The organism is Curtobacterium sp. MCPF17_018 (assembly GCF_003234135.1).
GTDB classification, from domain to species: domain Bacteria; phylum Actinomycetota; class Actinomycetes; order Actinomycetales; family Microbacteriaceae; genus Curtobacterium; species Curtobacterium flaccumfaciens.
Genome location: NZ_QKSJ01000009.1, coordinates 54810 through 72262 on the forward strand (window position 1 = coordinate 54810; position 17453 = coordinate 72262).

General features: G+C 72.3%; 16 protein-coding genes. 4 read left to right on the forward strand and 12 right to left on the reverse strand.

The window, feature by feature from the left end; genetic code table 11:
• Positions 1-11: 11 nt before the first annotated feature.
• Genes DEJ27_RS11665 through mvk form a run of 5 tightly spaced genes read right to left on the reverse strand, consistent with a single transcriptional unit; the run spans position 12 to position 5274 of the window.
• A complete protein-coding gene (locus DEJ27_RS11665; protein WP_110860897.1) occupies positions 12-1163 on the reverse strand; it encodes a hydroxymethylglutaryl-CoA synthase in 1152 nt (383 codons plus the stop codon).
• Entirely contained in the window at positions 1160-2224 is a 1065-nt protein-coding gene (locus tag DEJ27_RS11670) for a hydroxymethylglutaryl-CoA reductase (protein WP_027466013.1), read from the reverse strand. Before DEJ27_RS11670 ends, DEJ27_RS11665 begins: the two co-directional genes overlap by 4 nt.
• Complete coding sequence (locus tag DEJ27_RS11675) at positions 2217-3299, reverse strand: phosphomevalonate kinase (RefSeq protein ID WP_110860899.1); 1083 nt, start codon at positions 3297-3299, stop codon at positions 2217-2219. The genes DEJ27_RS11670 and DEJ27_RS11675 overlap by 8 nt, the downstream gene beginning before the upstream one ends.
• Positions 3296-4297, reverse strand: a complete 1002-nt coding sequence (mvaD, locus tag DEJ27_RS11680; protein ID WP_110860901.1) for a diphosphomevalonate decarboxylase — start codon at positions 4295-4297, stop codon at positions 3296-3298. Before mvaD ends, DEJ27_RS11675 begins: the two co-directional genes overlap by 4 nt.
• The gene (mvk, locus tag DEJ27_RS11685; protein ID WP_110860903.1) at positions 4291-5274 is read right to left on the reverse strand and encodes a mevalonate kinase; all 984 of its coding nucleotides are present in this window, start codon (positions 5272-5274) and stop codon (positions 4291-4293) included. The genes mvaD and mvk overlap by 7 nt, the downstream gene beginning before the upstream one ends.
• Before the next feature lie 124 nt (positions 5275-5398).
• Here mvk and DEJ27_RS11690 point away from each other — a divergent pair, with 124 nt between their 5' ends.
• The 4 genes from DEJ27_RS11690 (at position 5399) to DEJ27_RS11705 (ending at position 9028) form a co-directional block, all read left to right on the forward strand.
• Positions 5399-7003, forward strand: a complete 1605-nt coding sequence (locus tag DEJ27_RS11690; protein WP_110860905.1) for a Mur ligase family protein — start codon at positions 5399-5401, stop codon at positions 7001-7003.
• Positions 7004-7039: 36 nt separating this feature from the next.
• On the forward strand, positions 7040-7492 hold the full coding sequence (locus DEJ27_RS11695) for a MarR family winged helix-turn-helix transcriptional regulator (RefSeq protein WP_181420085.1): 453 nt from the start codon (positions 7040-7042) through the stop codon (positions 7490-7492).
• Positions 7493-7603: 111 nt separating this feature from the next.
• Positions 7604-8026 (forward strand): organic hydroperoxide resistance protein, encoded by a 423-nt coding sequence (locus DEJ27_RS11700; protein ID WP_027466009.1) that lies wholly within the window; start codon positions 7604-7606, stop codon positions 8024-8026.
• Between the two features lie 27 nt (positions 8027-8053).
• Positions 8054-9028 carry a zinc-binding dehydrogenase gene (locus DEJ27_RS11705; protein WP_110861105.1) on the forward strand — a complete coding sequence of 325 codons (975 nt, stop codon included), beginning with the start codon at positions 8054-8056 and terminating at the stop codon, positions 9026-9028.
• Positions 9029-9097: 69 nt separating this feature from the next.
• On the opposite strand, the gene DEJ27_RS11710 is transcribed toward DEJ27_RS11705, so the two are convergent.
• The 7 genes from DEJ27_RS11710 to DEJ27_RS11740 all read right to left on the reverse strand — a co-directional run bounded on the left by DEJ27_RS11710 (position 9098) and on the right by DEJ27_RS11740 (position 17448).
• A complete protein-coding gene (locus DEJ27_RS11710; protein ID WP_220032948.1) occupies positions 9098-9670 on the reverse strand; it encodes a DUF4396 domain-containing protein in 573 nt (190 codons plus the stop codon).
• A gap of 131 nt (positions 9671-9801) precedes the next feature.
• Positions 9802-10542 carry a ZIP family metal transporter gene (locus DEJ27_RS11715; RefSeq protein ID WP_110860909.1) on the reverse strand — a complete coding sequence of 247 codons (741 nt, stop codon included), beginning with the start codon at positions 10540-10542 and terminating at the stop codon, positions 9802-9804.
• Positions 10543-10651: 109 nt separating this feature from the next.
• Positions 10652-12109, reverse strand: coding sequence for a sugar porter family MFS transporter (locus tag DEJ27_RS11720; protein WP_110860911.1), 1458 nt, complete (start codon positions 12107-12109; stop codon positions 10652-10654).
• A 155-nt stretch (positions 12110-12264) separates the two neighbouring features.
• On the reverse strand, positions 12265-12801 hold the full coding sequence (locus DEJ27_RS11725; protein ID WP_111090969.1) for a hypothetical protein: 537 nt from the start codon (positions 12799-12801) through the stop codon (positions 12265-12267).
• A 236-nt stretch (positions 12802-13037) separates the two neighbouring features.
• Positions 13038-14759: a glucose-6-phosphate isomerase gene (pgi, locus tag DEJ27_RS11730; protein ID WP_111091019.1), complete on the reverse strand. Its 1722-nt coding sequence runs from the start codon at positions 14757-14759 to the stop codon at positions 13038-13040.
• A gap of 242 nt (positions 14760-15001) precedes the next feature.
• The gene (locus DEJ27_RS11735) at positions 15002-17233 is read right to left on the reverse strand and encodes a cation-translocating P-type ATPase (protein WP_110860915.1); all 2232 of its coding nucleotides are present in this window, start codon (positions 17231-17233) and stop codon (positions 15002-15004) included.
• Positions 17230-17448, reverse strand: coding sequence for a heavy-metal-associated domain-containing protein (locus tag DEJ27_RS11740; RefSeq protein ID WP_110860917.1), 219 nt, complete (start codon positions 17446-17448; stop codon positions 17230-17232). The genes DEJ27_RS11735 and DEJ27_RS11740 overlap by 4 nt, the downstream gene beginning before the upstream one ends.
• Between the last annotated feature and the right edge of the window lie 5 nt (positions 17449-17453).

Consider the following 17453-nt stretch of genomic DNA (forward strand, 5'->3'; position numbering starts at 1 on the left):
CGGTGTCCGGTCTAGGACGCCTCGTAGTGGCGCGCGCCGCCGCGAACGCCCGCGAACCGGAACGGCGCGGTCGTGACGCGCGGACGCTCGACGTCCTCGCTGGTGGCGGCACCCGCGGCGTGGAGCGCGCGGTACGCGTCGACCGTCAGCGGGACCCGTGCCTCGAGCAGCGACCGCACGCGACCCGTACGACGGTGCTCGCGGTAGTCGGGCCGGACGATGCCGGTGATGAGCTCGCCGACGCTGCCCGAGCCGTAGCTGAACAGGCCGAGTCGCTCCCCAGCCAGGTCGTCGTCGAGGTCGAGCAGTGCCGCGAGGCCGATCCAGAGCGACGCCGTGTAGGTGTTGCCGGTCTGCCGGTTGTAGGTGAACCCGATCGCCAGGTCGGCCTCGTCGAAGGTTGCCCCGACGTGCTGCGTGAGCTTGCGGTGCGCCTTGATCGCCATCTTGGTGAAGGGCTGGTGGTGCACGAACCGGGCGATGTCGTCGTACGCCGGGCCGCCCTGTTCCGCCAGGTCGTCCCAGGCGCCGACGAACGCGTTGACGTACGCACTCACCGAGAGCCGCCCGTCGACCAGTGCGGTGGAGCGGTCGTTCGGCCGCCAGAAGTCGTCGACGTCCGCGGTGTAGACACCCGCCGCCGGCTCGACCTCGATCAGGTCGGGGTCGGCGGACACCAGGATCGCGGCGGCACCGGCACCCTGGGTCGGCTCGGCCGGGGTGTCGACGTCGTACCGGGCGACGTCGGCGGCGATGACGAGCACCCGCTCGTGCGGGGCGCGGGCGACGATGCCGAGTGCGAGCTGCACGGCGGCCATCCCGCCGTAGCAGGCCTGCTTCAGCTCGACCACGCGGACGGCCTTCGGCAGCCCGAGCAGGCCGTGCACGTACACACCGGCGGCCTTCGACTGGTCGACGCCGGACTCGGTGGCGAACAGCACCGTTCGGATGCCGTCGACGCCGTGCCGGTCGATGAGCTCCTTCGCTGCGGCGGCGCCCATCGTGACGATGTCCTCGTCGGGCGCGGGCACGCTGAAGGCGTCCTGCCCGATGCCGACGTGGTACTTCGCCGGGTCGACGCCGAGCCGCTCGGCCAGGTCGTCGAGCTCGAGCACGTGGTGGCCGGTCGCGATCGCGATGTCGTGGATGCCGACGCCGGTCATGCCGCACCCCCTGCGGGCTTCGCGCCGCGACGTTCCATGGCGACGTGGGCGGCCATCAGCTCGCCCGGGTTGGTCTGTGCGGCGAGGAGCGAGAGCTCCCCGCACAGGACGGTCGCGGCGCACAGGGCAGCGAGGCGGCGGGCGTTGCCGCCCGGCTCGCGGTCCTCGCGACAGCCGAGGCGCACCAGGGCGTCCTCGACGACGGGCAGGTCACCGCCCTTGCCGTTGCCGACCGTGCCGACGATCAGGTGCGGCAGCGAGGTCGCGAAGTACAGGTCGCCGTCGCGGTCCTCGGCGCTCGTGATGCCCTGCGAGCCCTCGACGATGTTGGCGGCGTCCTGCCCGGTGGCCAGGTAGAAGCCCAGCAGCATGTTCGCGTAGTGCGCGTTCGCCGAGCGGATGGCCCCGGCGATCGTCGACCCGATCAGGTTCTTCGCGATGTTGAGCTCGACGATGCGCGCGGTGCTCGACCGCAGGCGCTTCTCGACGACCTCGCCGGGGATCACGATCTCGGCGATGGTGTTGCGGCCACGGCCACGGATGCCGTTCACGGCGGTGGCCTTCTTGTCGGTGCAGAAGTTGCCCGACACCGAGACGTACCGCAGGCCCGGCTGCCAGTCCAGGATCGCCGGCAGCAGCTTGTCCGCCGCCTGCGTGACCATGTTGTGGCCGGAGGCGTCGCCGGTGGTGAACGCGAAGCGCAGGAACAGCAGGTCCCCGACGATCTCCGGGTGCACTTCGATGAGCTTGGCGAACCGGCTCTGCCCGGACACGATCGCGGCGAGCTCGTCCTGGCGCGCGAGGATCTGGCCCGCGGCGACGTGGGCTGCTGCGGCGCTGTCGGCACGGACGACGACGGAGCGGGTCATGCGCTCGTCGACGACGGTCGCGACGATGCCGTCCTCGACCATGCGCGAGATGCGTGCGCCGCGGCCGACGGACGGCCAGAGCGGCGACTCGTAGGTGGCGAGGGGGACCTCGTGCTCCCCCTGCACGGCGTTGCCGCTGACGCGGATCGGGCCGACCCACTTGGTGGGGATCGGTGTGAGCAGGTCACTCATCGAGGGCTCCTTCTGGTGCTCGCACCGCGACGCTGAGGTGTCTGATGTCGTGCGCCTCCCAGGCGCGGTGGATGCCAGCGGGGTCGGTGTCCGCCGGGACGAGCGCGATGCCGCAGTCGCCGCCGCCGGCCCCGGACGGCTTCGCCGCCCCGCCCGCGGCCTCGACGACGTCGCACAGGGTCGCGAGACGCTCGGTCTCGATCTGCGACCCGACGGACGCACCGAGGCGCTGCAGCAGCCCGCGGGCGCGTCGGAGGGCCCCGAGCGTGCGCGCTGCGTCGCCGGTCTGGAGGCCCGTGGTCAGGTCGTCGACGCAGCTGCGGCTCTCGTCGAGGAACGCCTGGTACCCGCCGTCGCGGTGCCGACGCACCACGTCGACGAGCTTCGTGGTGGACGCGGGCGAGCCGGTCCAGCCGACGAGGAGCTGCAGGTTCTCGGGGGCGGGCAGCCGCTGGACGTCGAAGCCGTCCCAGGCGTCGGCGTCGGTCAGGATCGCGGACACGGCGTGGTCGCCGAGCATCGCGGCGAGGCGCTCGCGGTCGGGGGCGCTGTAGCGCAGCCAGCCGCCGAACGTGCTCGCGGCGAGGTCGCCGCCGGAGGCCCGGGGGTTCACCCGGATGGTGGCGAGCAGCGCGACCTGGAAGCGCTGGCGCTGCGTCAGGCCGATGCCGTAGAACCGGTCGAGAGCGCCGACGGTGGCGACGGTGACCGCGGCCGAGGACCCGAGCCCGAACTTCCGGCCGCTGGCGTCGTCCAGTTGGCTCTCGATGCGCAGGTCGTGGAACCGCGGGGCGATGCCGTGCTCGGCGCGGAGCTTCTCGACCAGGTCGATCGTGGCCATCACGTAGTCGTACGGGTGGCGCTCACGGTCGAGCGCGAGGCCGTCCTCGGCACGGGTCCACGTGAGCGGCAGGTGCCCGTACTCCTCGGAGTGCACGCTGCCCGCGCCGTGGCCCTCGCGCACCTTCGCCGTGATGGCGCGGTCGAGGGCGATCAGGACGGACGGCTGGCCCGGCTCGACGACGGCGTACTCGCCGGCGACGAACAGCTTGCCGTGTGCACGGAACTCGATCACTGCGCGGACTCCTTCTGGTCGGGATTGCTCCCGATCTCTTCGGAGCGGAGCACCCGCGCGGCAGGTCCGGTGCCGGACTCGATGACGTCCCCCAGCGACGCGAGCGCGCCGGCGACCGCCGACCGGTCCTGCGGCTTCGTGAGCACGACGACGTTCGGGCCCGCGTCGGCCGTGGCGTAGGCCTCGGTGCCGCCGGCACGCAGCTCGGCGACGGCGTCGAACACGGCGACGCTGCGGGCGTTGAGGTAGCGGATCGGCGGGAACGCGCCCTCGATCGTCGCGTGCATGCGGAGCGCGTTGCTCTCGGTGATCTCGCCGATGCGGGTGAAGTCACCGGCCGCGCAGGCCGTGAGCATGTCGCCGACGGTCTCGGTCGTCGAGGTCACCCAGGCCGGGTAGAAGGGCGACGTCGCGATGGTGCGGCGCATGGCCTCGCGCGACCCGATCGGCTTCGGGCCGGCGTCGATCGTGACCACGACCATCGCCATCGGCGGGGCCGGGATCGGCTCGGCGAAGGAGCCCTGGTCGTCGCCGGCGTGCCAGACGGCGACACCGCCGGGGATCGAGCGCGTGGCCGAGCCGGAACCGCGACGGGCCAGACGGGACAGGTCCCGTGGCGACAGGTCGAGGCCGTAGGCCGCGGCGGCCGCGGTCGCCAGGGCGGCGAAGCCGGACGCGCTCGATGCCAGCCCGGCACCGGTCGGGACCGTGTTCTCGGACACCACCGATGCCCGCTCGGACGACCCCGCGAGCTCGCGCACCAGGTCGAGGAACCGCTGCACGCGCACCAGCGCACCGTCGTCGACGACGTGACCGTTCAGCGTGAACGCGTCACGGGCCTCCCGTCCGCCGTCCACCGTGACGGTGGTCGTCGTCGGGAACACGTCGAGCCCCATCGAGACGCTGCCCGTGGCGGGCAGCGCGAGCTGCGCGTCCGCCTTCCCCCAGTACTTGACGAGGGCGATGTTGGGGTGCGCGACGGCGGTGGCTGTCAGCAAGCGCGGGCTCCGATCGTGGTGGTCCAGGTGGCTGCGGCCCCTGCGCCGCGGAGTGCGGCCGCGATGCGGTCCGCGTGGTCGTCGTCCGCGGCGAGCGCGAGGACGCACCCGCCCCGCCCGCCGCCGGTGAGCTTCGCGCCGAGGGCGTCCGCATCGCGTGCGGCGTCGACGAGCCGGTCCAGGTCGCCACTCGACACGTCGAGTGTGCTGAGCAGGTCGTGCGCGGCGTCCATGGTGGCACCCAGAGCCTGGGCATCGCCGTCCTCGAGTGTCCCCCGTGCCCGCCGGGCGAGCGCGCCGATCCGGTCGATCACGGCGCCGACACCGACCGGGTCCTGGTCGTGGCGGGCGCGGACGGCTGAGACGGCCTCGCGGGTGTGCCCGGGGACGCCGGTGTCCGCGACGACGAAGGTGAACCGGGCGCCGAGCGTCACGGGTTCGATCCGGCCGGCCTCGAACCAGACCGGCGCGGACGCGACGACGCCCCGGGCGTCCAGGCCGGACGGTCGGCCGTGGGCGACGCGCTCGCACTCCTGGATGAGCTCGTGGTGGGTCTCGACGTCGAGGGTCTCGCCCAGGGCATCGGCGACGGCGGCGGTCACGGCGGCGGCGACCGCGGCACTCGAGCCCATGCCGCGGGCGGTCGGGACCTCGCTGTCGACCCGGACGTGGAAGTGGCGGTCGGTGACCCCGAAGTGGCGCAGGGTCGCGGTGACGGCGGTGACGGTCGGCATCACGGCCGCTGGTGCGAGGTCGAGGGGGCCGGTGTGCACGGTCGACTGCAGGCTGTGACCGGGCTGCTCGGCGTCGGCGGCGACCGGGGTGACCGTCGCCACGACCCGTGCGTCGAGCACCGGCAGGACGAGAGCGGGTGCGCCGTAGACCACGGCGTGCTCACCGATCAGGATCGTCTTGCCGTGGGAGGACGCCGATCCGTTGCCGGGGGTCGTGGTGGTGTCGAGGTCGCTGCTGGTCATCGTGGGTCACGTCAGCCTAACCGCCTCGGCCGTCGGCGTGTTCGTCGTGCGCTGCGGGCGGACCTGGGACGCCGTTCCGGGAGCGTGGCGCACCATCGGGGTCCGCCCACGACGAGGAGCCGCGATGCCGCACGCCCTACGACCGGCCCGACCGCGCCCGGTCCGGCTCGACGAGCTCGCCCGAGCACTCGGTGTCGACGGTCCCGGCGGGGGTGCCGGGCCCTTCGCGGGTGCCGGCGGCGGTGTCGGCCCCGGCGCCGTCCCGGTGGCCGGCCTGGCGCTCGCCACCGACGAACTCCGGCCGGGGATGCTGTTCGCCGCGCTCCCCGGCCGCCTCGCACACGGCGCGCAGTTCGCCGAGGCGGCGCGCAACGCCGGTGCTGCCGCGGTGCTGACGGACCCGGACGGGCAGGCCGCGGCGCGACGGAGCGGGCTGCCGGTCCTCGTCGTCCCGGACGTCCGCGCCCACCTGGGCGCCGTCGCACGGCTCCTCGCCGGCACGGAGTCGCTGCCGTTCCCGCTGTTCGGGGTGACCGGCACGAACGGCAAGACGTCGACGGTGCACCTGCTCGACGCCCTGATGCGCCGGCTCGGGTGGCGGTCGGCGATCAGCAGCACGGTCGAGCGCCGTGTCGACGACGAGTCGCTGCCGAGTGCGCTGACGACACCGGAAGCCCCCGAACTGCACGCGTTCCTGGCACGCGCAGCCGAACGCGGGGTCGACGGAGCCGCCCTCGAGGTGAGTGCGCAGGGCCTCTCCCGTCACCGCACCGACGGCGTCCGGTTCGACGTGGCGGGCTTCACGAACCTGTCACACGACCACCTCGACGACTACGCCGACATGGACGAGTACCTGGCGGCGAAGGCCCTGCTGTTCACGCCCGCTCGGTCGCGCGCCGGCGTGGTGTCACTCGACTCCCCTGCCGGCCGACGGATCGTCGGGCGGGCGACGGTCCCGGTGACGACGATCTCGACCGCCCCCGCGGCCGGGGCCGACTGGACCGTGCTGGTGCGGGAGCAGCGGCCCGACGGCACCCGGTCGACCCTGACCGCACCGGACGGCACGACGATCGACCTCGACCTCCCGCTGCTCGGCGTGCACATGGCGGCGGACGCGGGCCTGGCGGTGGCGATGCTCGCGACCGCGGGCGTGCCGGTGCCCGCCCTGCTCGAGGCGACACGAGGCCGCCTCGACGTCGTCGTGCCCGGGCGGATGGCGGATGCGTCGGCGGCGACCGGGCCCCGTGTCTTCGTGGACTTCGCGCACACCCCCGACGCCTTCGCGAAGAGCCTGGCGGCGGTGCGTGCGTTCGCGCCGGGCCGGGTCGGGATCGTCCTCGGGGCGGACGGCGACCGTGACCCGAGCAAGCGGGCGGCGATGGGAGCGGTGGCGGCCGAGGCCGCTGACGTGGTCGTCGTGGCCGACCACCATCCCCGCTTCGAGGCCCCCGCCCCGATCCGGGCGGCGATCGTCGACGGTGCGCGGGCGAGCGGGCACGACGCGCTGGTCGTCGAGGAGCCGGACCCGGCGCGGGCGATCCGCCGGGCGATCGCCGAGGTCGGTGACGACGGGGTCGTGTACTGGGCCGGTCCGGGCCTGACCGACTACCGGGACGTCCGCGGGGTGCACGTGCCCTACTCGTCGTTCCGGGACGCCCAGGCCGCACTCGCCGAGGCGGGGCACCTGCCCGGCGCTCGCTGTGAGCTCGCCTGCGAACCGTCGATGTAGGTTGCACACAACTCAGTTGCGTGACAGTGTGGACGCATGCCCGTGACCGACGAGATGGTGTGCTTCTCCCTCTACGCGGCGTCCCGCGCCACCACGCAGGCGTACCGCACGATGCTCGAACCCTGGGGCCTGACGTACCCGCAGTACCTGGTGCTCGTCACCCTGTGGGTCGAGGGCGACCAGACCGTCTCGAGCCTCGGAGAACACCTGCAGCTCGACTCCGGCACCCTCTCGCCGCTGCTCCGCCGCATGGAGCAGAGCGACCTGGTCCGCCGCGAGCGCCGCAGCACCGACGAGCGCGTCGTCACGGTGACCGTCGGCGAGCGCGGCCGCGAACTGCGGTCCGAGCTGAGCGGCATCCCCGCGCGCATCGCCGCCGGGATGGGCCTGGCCGACGAACGCGCCGCCGCCGAGCTGATCGCGACGCTGCACCGGCTGACCGAGACGATGCACGCGGCGGCCGATCCCGCTGGCGCCGTTTCGCGCTGAGCGACAGCTCACGCCCACGTGCGCCCGTGAACTGTCGCTGAGCGCGAGAGCACGCAGCACCCCAACGCAGCGCCCACGTCCTGCACGATCCGCCCACAAGGAAGGAACCCCATGGAAGCCCTCTACACCGCCGAGGCCCTGGCCACCGGCGAAGGCCGCAACGGCCACGTCGCCACGAGCGACGGCACGGTCGAGTTCGACCTCGCCATCCCGAAGGAGATGGGTGGCTCCGGCAACGGCGCCAACCCCGAGCAGCTCTTCGCCGCCGGCTACGCCGCCTGCTTCCACTCCGCCCTGCAGGGCGTCGCCCGCAGCCAGAAGGTGAAGATCACCGACTCCTCCGTCGGCGGCCGCGTGTCGATCGGCCCGAACGGCAACGGTGGCTACCAGCTCGCCGTCATGCTCGAGGTCGTCATCCCCGGCCTGGAGCACGACCAGGCCCAGGCCCTCGCCGACGCTGCCCACCAGGTCTGCCCGTACTCGAACGCGACCCGCGGCAACATCGACGTCACCATCGTCGTCTCGGAGGACTGACCCATGAGCACCACCACCCCCACCACCATGCGCGCCGTCGTCCACGAGACGTTCGCCGAGCCCGCCGACGTCCTCGAGGTGCAGGAGCGCCCCGTCCCGACGCCCGGCGCCGGCGAGGTCCTCGTCCGCACCGTCCTCTCCCCCATCCACAACCACGACCTGTGGACCGTCCGCGGCACCTACGGCTTCAAGCCGGAGCTCCCCGCCGCCTCGGGCACCGAGGCACTCGGCGTCGTCGAGGCACTCGGCGAGGGCGTCACGAACCTGCAGGTCGGCCAGCGCGTCGCCGGCGGTGCCTTCGGCGTCTGGGCCGAGTACTACACCGCGAACGCCGCCGGACTCGTGCCGGTGCCGGACGCGATGACCGACGAGGCCGCAGCCCAGCTCGTCTCGATGCCGTTCAGCGCCATCAGCCTGCTGCACTCGCTCGACCTGCACGAGGGCGACTGGATCATCCAGAACGCCGCCAACGGTGCGGTCGGTCGCATGGTCGCCCAGCTCGGTGCCGCCCGCGGCATCAACGTGATCGGACTCGTCCGTCGCGCCGCCGGTGTCGACGAGCTCCGCGAGCAGGGCATCGAGCGCATCGTCGCCACCGACGCCGACGACTGGCAGGACCAGGTCGCCGCGATCACCGGTGGCGCCCCGATCATCGCGGGCGTCGAGTCGGTCGGTGGCAAGGCCGCCGGCGACATCGCCTCGGTGCTGGGCGAGAACGCCACCCTCGTCGTCTTCGGCGCGATGGCGTCGCCGACGCTCGAGATCCCGTCGGGCAAGGTCATCTTCGGCCAGCTCACCGTGAAGGGCTTCTGGGGCTCCGTCGTCAGCAAGACGATGCCGGACGAGACGAAGGGGCAGCTCTTCGGTGAGCTCATCACCCGCGTGCTCGACGGCTCGCTGACGCTCCCCGTCGCCGAGACCTTCGCCTTCGAGCAGGTCCGCGACGCCGTGCGCGCCAGCGACACCGCCGGCCGCGTCGGCAAGGTGCTCCTGCGCCCGTAGCGCGACCACAGAACGGACGGGAGGCCCGGTGCCAGCTGGCACCGGGCCTCCCGTCCGTTCGCTGGTCCGTCACATGGCCTCCTTGATCCCCCGACGCACCAGCCACACGTTCACGGGGTACGAGCAGACGAAGCCGGCCACCATCGCCAGCTGCATCGCCACCCAGAACTCCGGCGAGAAGACGCTCGCGCGTCCGCCGACGAGTGCCGGGAACACGACCAGCTGCCACACCGCCATCAGTCCGTACATGCCGACCTGCCACGCGATGATCGACAACGTGTCGGCCTTGAGCGCTGCGACGAGCCCGGCCCGGACGCCGAGGCCCCGCATCGGCGCGATGGCGAAGTACTGGAACGCGATGCCGAGCACGAACGCGATGACGAAGTCGACGATCCACCCGGCGATCATCCGGTCCTGGTAGAGCGTGCCCAGGCCGACCGCCACCCCGACCGCCGGGAACGCCGCGAGCCCGAACTCCCCGATCAGGTCACCGAGTGCGCAGCCGGCACCGCAGTGACTCGTGTCGATCGCGTTGCCCGCCCACCGTCCGTGGACAGGCGCGGTGGCCCGACCCCGGCGCAGGTAGAAGACGAGCCACACGACGCTGCCGAACAGCATCGTGAGCGGCCACACGAACGCCATGACGCGCATCTGCGGCGGGCGGCGCGACGTCGACCGCCACGAACGCCGCGCAGCCCACGGCGATCACGAGCAGCGCGGCGCAGACCAGGGTGACCGGCACCGGGAACGCACCGGCGCTGAGTGCTTCCAGGTCAGCCGCCGATCACGTGGATGCCGTACGCCGCGAAGAACCCGAGGACAGCGATGAGGCCCGTCCAGGGGCCGGTCTTCCGGAAGGCCTCGGGCAGCATGGTGTCCGCGAGCATCGCCAGGATGGCTCCGGCGGCGACGGCGGTCACGGCGCTCTGCACCCCGGCCGGTGCCTGCCCGAGGATCGCGTACCCGCCGAGCGCCGAGAGGGCGCACGCGAGGGCGATGGCGCCCCAGACGGAGAACACGTACCGCGCTCCCCGACCGTTCTCCTTCATGTCGGACGTGCTGGACAGCCCCTCCGGCAGGTTCGAGATGATGACCGCGGCCACGACCGCGATCGACAGCGAGCCGCCCGCGGCGAGCCCGACTCCCTGCACCGCCGTCTCCGGGATGCCGTCGAGCAACGCGCCGAGGGCGATGCCGAGGCCGGTCCCGGATCCCGTCGAGCCGGCCCCGCTGCGCTTCTTCCGTGCACCGCGTCGTTCCAGCAGGACGTCGAGACCGACGTAGACGACCGCCCCGCCGAGGAACCCGGCCATCGCCGTCCAGAACGTGCCGGACCGGGTGGCCTCGGCGACCAGGTCGAAGGAGAGCGCCGAGATGAGGACGCCGGCGCCGAAGGCGGTGATCGTCGCCACGACCGTCCGCGGCACCCGGACGAACCAGGCGATCGCGGCACCGACGACGAGGGCGAGACCGGAGGCCAGACCGGCGCCGGTCGCCAGGAGGAGGGGATGCACGGGTCGAGTGTAGGAACCCGCCGATCCGTGGGCACCAAGGTCGCCCGTCACGCAGAACAGGAGACGTCGGGGGCCCTGGGGCGCCCCGACGTCTCCTGCGTGGTGCGGACTAGCGGCGCGACGCCTTCTCCGGGACGGTGAAGATGTTGCCGGTGGTGACACCCTCCTCGACCTCTTCGAGGGTGCGGCCGCGGCTCTCCGGCACGAACTTCCAGATGAAGAGCAACGCCAGCAGCCCGACGACCCCGAAGCCGAAGAAGGTCCCGGTGATGCCGGTCGCGGCGACGATCGTCGGGAAGTACAGCCCGAGGAAGGCGTTCGCGATCCAGAGGCAGAACACCGAGATCCCCATGCCGAGCGCACGGATCTGGGTCGGGAAGATCTCGGACAGCACGACCCAGACGGCGATGTTGAGGAAGGTCTGCATCGAGCCGACGAACGCGACGACCAGGAACAGGATGACCCACGGGCGAGCCGGGTTGCCCTCGGGCAGCGCCACCGACGCGATGCCGATGAGGAAGTGGCAGATCGTCGTCAGCGTGAACCCGAGGATCAGCGTCGTGCGGCGGTTGATCTTCTCCATGTTGTACAGCGCGATGACGCCACCGACCACGGCGATCACGCCGGGGGCGATGTTCGCGATGAGAGCGGCCGACGCCTGGAACCCGGACTCGATGAGCACGGTCTGGCCGTAGTACATGATCGAGTTGATGCCGGTGAGCTGCTGCGCGACGCCGAGCCCGGCACCGATGAGCACGATGCGGATGAGCCACTTGTTCCCGCGCAGCGTGTGCCAGCCGCTGACGCGCTCGACCTTCGCTTCGAGGTCGTTGCTCCGCTTGATGTCGTCGAGCTCGGCACGGGCCCGATCGGTGGTCCGGACCTGCTCGAGGACCGAGAGCGCCTCGTCGTAGCGGTCCTTCGACGCGAGCCAGCGCGGCGACTCCGGCACCCGCAGCATCCCGACGAACAGCGCGATCGCGGGGAGCGCGCAGACGGCCAGCATGACGCGCCACACGCCGTTGCCCTCACCCCACAGGTTGCCGATGATCGCGTTGACCACGAACGCGGCGAGCTGACCGATCACGATCATGAGCTCGTTGCGGCCGGACAGCGACCCGCGGATCTCGTACGGGGCGAGTTCGGCGAGGAACACCGGCACCACCGTGGACGCGCCACCCACCGCGAGGCCGAGGAGCACACGACCGACGACGATGACCTCGAACGTCGGCGCGAACACGCAGATCAGCGTGCCGACGAAGAACGTGACGGCGAGCAGGATGATGGTCTTGCGACGACCCCAGCCGTCGGCGATGCGGCCGCCGAGCATGGCGCCGATCGCGGCACCGAACAGCAGCGAGCTGGTGACCACGCCCTCGGTGAAGTTCGTGAGGCCGAGCTCCGCCTTCATCGGGTTCAGGGCACCGTTGATGACACCGGTGTCGTACCCGAAGAGCAACCCGCCGAACGTGGCGACGAGGGCCAGCACGCCGAGTCGTCGGCGGTGCGGCCCGGTCCCCAACGGGGGCAGTGCGACAGTCGGGGCTGTCGGTTTGATGTCGACCATTCGGTGACTCCTTCGTCGGTGATCGCGCTTCATCGCGTGGACCGATCGTAACCCGATTCCATGTCCTGTCAATTGGACATTCTGTCGTGGGGTCGTTTGGATCGGTCCACAGAAGGCCTGATGAGGACGGGAGCGGTCCAACCCGCGGATCGGGCTCAGCGCTCGTCGTCAACGGGGCCGTCGCCCAGCACGTCCCCCAACGAGGCCATGTCGGCACCGTGGTCGGTGTAGCGGCGCACGGTCCGTCGGGCGGCGGCACTCGCGGCACCGGACAGGGCGGGGTTGCGTCGGGCGGCGTCGGCGACGCGTCCGGCGTGCCCCGCGGTGGAGAGCAGCACGTTGGCCAGGGCCCGGGCGTCGCCGCGCTCGGGGACCCCGGTCACCGTCCAGGCCGTGCGGACCTGCGCGTCCGGGGTGACGCCGCGACGGGTGCCCATCCGGTGCCAGTCCGACAGCACGCCCTCGGTGCGCGAGGCCGCTCGGTCTGCCTCGCCTGCGCGTCGGCGTGCGGCGTCGCGGGCATCGGACTCGCCGTCCGTGCCCTCGACCGTGTCGTACCGGTCGGTGAGCCCGTCGGCCCGGCGCCGGACGCTGTCGGCCCGTTCACGCGCTGCGACGTCGTCACCACCGGCCGCTGCGATGCGGGCGGCGTGCGCGGCAGCAGCCGCGGCGAGGATCTCCGAACGCTCCATGCCCTCGACCGTAGCCGCTCCGACCGACACCGGCGGACCGTCCGGCGCGGTGACGGGGCGCGGCGGCAGGCGCGTTTCGCGCTGGGCGACACCTCACGGGCCGCGGGGCGCGTGAGGTGTCGCTGACCGCGAAACCGGCCCGGCGTCCACCCCCGCGGCCAGCGCACGCACACGACGGACGGGAGGCCCGTGGCGGGTCCGCCACGGGCCTCCCGTCCGTCAGGTGGGGGCGTCCGCTACTTCCGCAGCTCCAGGTACTTCGCGATGAGCGCCTTGGTCGACGGGTCCTGCGCGTCGAGCGCAGCCTGGTCGCCCTCGACGGCCGGCGTGACCTGCAGCGCCAGCTGCTTGCCGAGTTCCACACCCCACTGGTCGAACGAGTCGATGCCCCAGATCGTGCCCTCGGTGAACACGGTGTGCTCGTACAGAGCGATGAGCTGGCCGAGGACGCTCGGGGTGAGCTCCGGCGCGATGATCGACGTGGTCGGCTTGTTGCCGGGGAACGTGCGCGCCGCGACGATGCCTTCGTCGGTGGTGCCCTCGGCGCGGACCTCGTCGGCGCTCTTGCCGAACGCGAGCGCCTTGGTCTGCGCGAAGAAGTTCGCCAGGAACAGCGTGTGCACGTCGGTGCCGGGCGCGACGCCCTTGCCGTCGCCGGTCTCGTCCTTCAGCGGACGGGCCGGGTTGGCGACCGTGATGAAGTCGGCCGGGATGAGGCGGGTGCCCTGGTGGATGAGCTGGTAGAACGCGTGCTGGCCGTTCGTGCCGGGCTCACCCCAGAAGACCTCGCCGGTCTCGGTGGTGACGGGCGAGCCATCCCAGCGGACGCGCTTGCCGTTCGACTCCATCGTGAGCTGCTGCAGGTACGCGGCGAAGCGGTGCAGGTACTGCGTGTACGGCAGGACCGCGTGGCTCTGCGCACCGAGGAAGTTCGTGTACCAGACGTTGAGCAGGCCCATCAGGACGGGGACGTTCTGCTCGAGCGGCGTGGTGCGGACGTGCTCGTCGATGGCGTGGAAGCCGGCGAGGAACTGCTCCCAGTTCTCCTTGCCGATGGCGATGACGACGCTCGTGCCGATGGCCGAGTCGACCGAGTAGCGGCCGCCCACCCAGTCCCAGAAGCCGAAGGCGTTCTCGGGGTCGATGCCGAACGCCTCGACCTTGTCGAGCGCGGTGGAGACGGCGACGAAGTGCTTGGCGACGGCGTTCTTCTTCTCGTCGTCGGCGGCGTCGGTCAGGCCGAGCTCCTCCCACAGCCACTGGCGGGCGAGGCGTGCGTTCGTCAGGGTCTCGAGCGTGCCGAAGGTCTTCGACGCGACGATGAAGAGCGTGGTCTCGGGGTCGAGGTCGGCGGTCTTCTCGTAGATGTCCGCCGGGTCGATGTTCGAGACGAAGCGGGCCTCGAGTCCGGGCTGGACGTAGGGCTTGAGTGCCTCGTAGACCATGACCGGGCCGAGGTCGGAGCCACCGATGCCGATGTTGACGACGGTCTCGATGCGCTTGCCGGTGACACCGGTCCAGGCGCCGCTGCGGACCTGCTCGGCGAAGCCGTAGACCTTGTCGAGCGTGGCGTGCACGTCGGCGTCGACGTCCTGGCCGTCGACGGTCAGGGGCGCCGCCGGCACGAGGCCTTCGGTCGCCTTCGGGCGGCGGAGCGCGGTGTGCAGCACGGCGCGGTCCTCGGTGACGTTGATGTGCTCGCCGGCGAGCATCGCCTGGAAGCGCTCGGCGACGCCGGTGTCCTTCGCGACCTGCAGCAGCGCGGCGAGGATCTCGTCGGTCACCAGGCCCTTGGACAGGTCGACGGTCAGGTCGGCCGCCTGGAAGGTGTACTGCTCGGCACGACCGGGGTCGCTGTCGAACCACCCTCGCAGGTCCGGGGTGAAGTCGGCAGCGATGCTGTCGAGCTTCTTCCAGCCTTCGGTCGATGTGGGGTCGACGGGAGCGGATTCGGTCACGGGGTCCTCCTGGATCACCTTCTGGACGTACAGCCCGCGGGTCACGCAGCGCTGCGTCGCGGACCGTCTTCGAGCGTAGTGCGCTCCGGCAGGTGGTGCGCACAGTCGGCCGGGAGGCGCGGCTCGCGTTCGCTGCGCGCGTCACGCCCCCGGGCCGGTCGCGTGCAGGGCCGCGGTCGGCTCGCCGTGTTCAGGGCCGCGGTCGGCTCGCCGTGTTCAGGGCCGCGGTCGGCTCGCCGGGTTCACGGCTGCGGTGCGAAGCGACGCAGGCGCATGCTGTTCGTCACGACGAAGACCGACGAGAACGCCATCGCCGCACCCGCGAGCACCGGGTTGAGCAGCCCCGCCATCGCGAGCGGGATCGCCGCGACGTTGTACGCGAACGCCCAGAACAGGTTGCCCTTGATGACGCCGAGCGTGGCGCGCGACAGCCGGATGGCGTCGGCCACCACGGTGAGCCGACCGCGCACCACCGTGATGTCGCTCGCCGCGATGGCCGCATCAGTGCCGGCCCCCATGGCGATGCCGAGGTCGGCCGCGGCGAGCGCGGCGGCGTCGTTCACCCCGTCGCCGACCATCGCGACGCTCCGGCCCTCGGACTGCAGCCGGCGGACGGTCTCGAGCTTCGACGCCGGGGTCGCGCGAGCATGCACCTCGTCGATGCCGACACGGGCGGCGACCGCATGTGCGGCACCCTCGTTGTCGCCGGTGAGCAAGACCGGGTGCAGGCCGAGCGCCCGGAACCGGGCGATCGCGTCGGCGGCCTCGGGCTTGACGGTGTCCCCGACGACGACCACGCCCAGGGCGCTGCCGTTCCGGGCGACGACGACCGCGGTCGCCCCGGCGGCCTCGGCGCGCTCGACGGCGTCGGACAGCACCGTCGGCAGGGCGATCGACCACGAGTCTGCGAGCCAGCGGGCCGTGCCGACGAGCACGACGTCGCCGTCCACGACGGCCTGCACCCCGGCACCCGCGGTCGCGGTGAACTGCTCGGCCTCGGCCAGGTCGGCGCCTCGGGCACGCGCCGCGGTGGTGACGGCACGGGCCACGGGGTGTTCCGAGCCGTCCTCGACCGCGGCGGCGAGGCGCAGGACGAAGTCCTCGGTCTCGTCGACGGCGGTCACCGACCGCAGGGTCATCGACCCCGTGGTGACGGTGCCGGTCTTGTCCAGCACGACGGTGTCGACCCCGCGGGTGCGCTCGAGCACCTGCGGACCGCCGATCAGGATGCCGAGCTGCGAGCCTCGGCCGGTCCCGACCAGCAGGGCGGTGGGCGTGGCGAGTCCGAGGGCGCACGGGCAGGCGATGATCAGGGTGGCGACGGCCGCGGTGAAGGCCGCGGTGACCGAGCCGCCGAACACGAGCCAGCCGACGAACGCCAGCACGGCGAGCGCGATGACGATCGGCACGAAGACCCCGGACACGCGGTCGGCCAGGCGCTGCACCTCGGCCTTGCCGGTCTGGGCGTCCTCGACCAGGCGACCCATCCGGGCGAGCTCGGTGTCGGCGCCGACGCGGGTGATCGCGACGACGAGCCGGCCGCCGACGTTGATCGTCGCGCCGGTGACCAGGTCGCCCGGGCCGACCTCGACCGGCACGGACTCACCGGTGAGCATGCTGAGGTCGACGGCCGAGGAGCCGTCCTGCACCAGGCCGTCGCTCGGGATCCGCTCGCCGGGTCGCACCACGACGACGTCGCCGACGACGAGGGACGACGCGGGCACGCGGTGTTCGGCACCGTCGCGCAGGACGGTGGCGTCCTTCGCGCCGAGTTCGAGCAGTGCCCGGAGTGCGGCGCCGGACTGCGTCTTCGCACGGGCCTCCATGTACCGGCCGGCGAGGATGAACACCGTCACGGCCGTCGCGACCTCGAGGTACAGGTCGGTGGCCTCGGGGTCCGTGGCCAACCACGAGAACGTCATGTGCATGCCGGTCGTGCCGGCGTCACCGAAGAACAGGGCGTACAGCGACCACCCGAAGGCAGCGAGGACCCCGACGCTCACCAGGGTGTCCATGGTGGCGGCACCATGGCGGGCATTGACCCACGCGGCCCGGTGGAACGGGAGCGCGCCCCAGACCGCGACGGGCGCGGCGAGCGTCAGGGCGAGCCACTGCCAGTTCGGGAACTGCAGGACCGGCACCATCGAGAGCACCACGACGGGCACCGCGAGCACGGCGGACACGACCAGGCGTCGGCGCAGCGGGCCGGTCGGGTCCTCGTCCAGCGCGGGGTCGGCGTCAGCAGCGGCGGGCGGCGCCGGCACCGTGGCGCCGTACCCGGCCGACTCCACCGCGGCGATGAGCGCCTCGGGGTCGGCGGTGCCGTCCGCGGCGACCTGCACCTGCGCCTTCTCGGTGGCGTAGTTGACCGTGGCGGTAACCCCGGGCAGCTTGCCGAGCTTCCGCTCGATGCGGTTCGCGCACGAGGCGCAGGTCATCCCGGTGATGTCGAGTTCGACGGTGCGGTCGGTCACGAGCGCACGACCTCGTACCCCGCCTCGGCGACGGCGGCGCGGAGGGCGTCCGCGTCGACGGGTGCCGCGGAGCTGACGGTGACCTCGGACGACCCGCCGGGGACGAGTCGGACGTCGACGCCCGACACCCCGTCGACCTCGGTGAGCTCCTCGGTGACGCTCATCACGCAGTGTTCGCAGGTCATGCCCTCGACGAGCAGCGTTTCGGTGGTCATGGTGT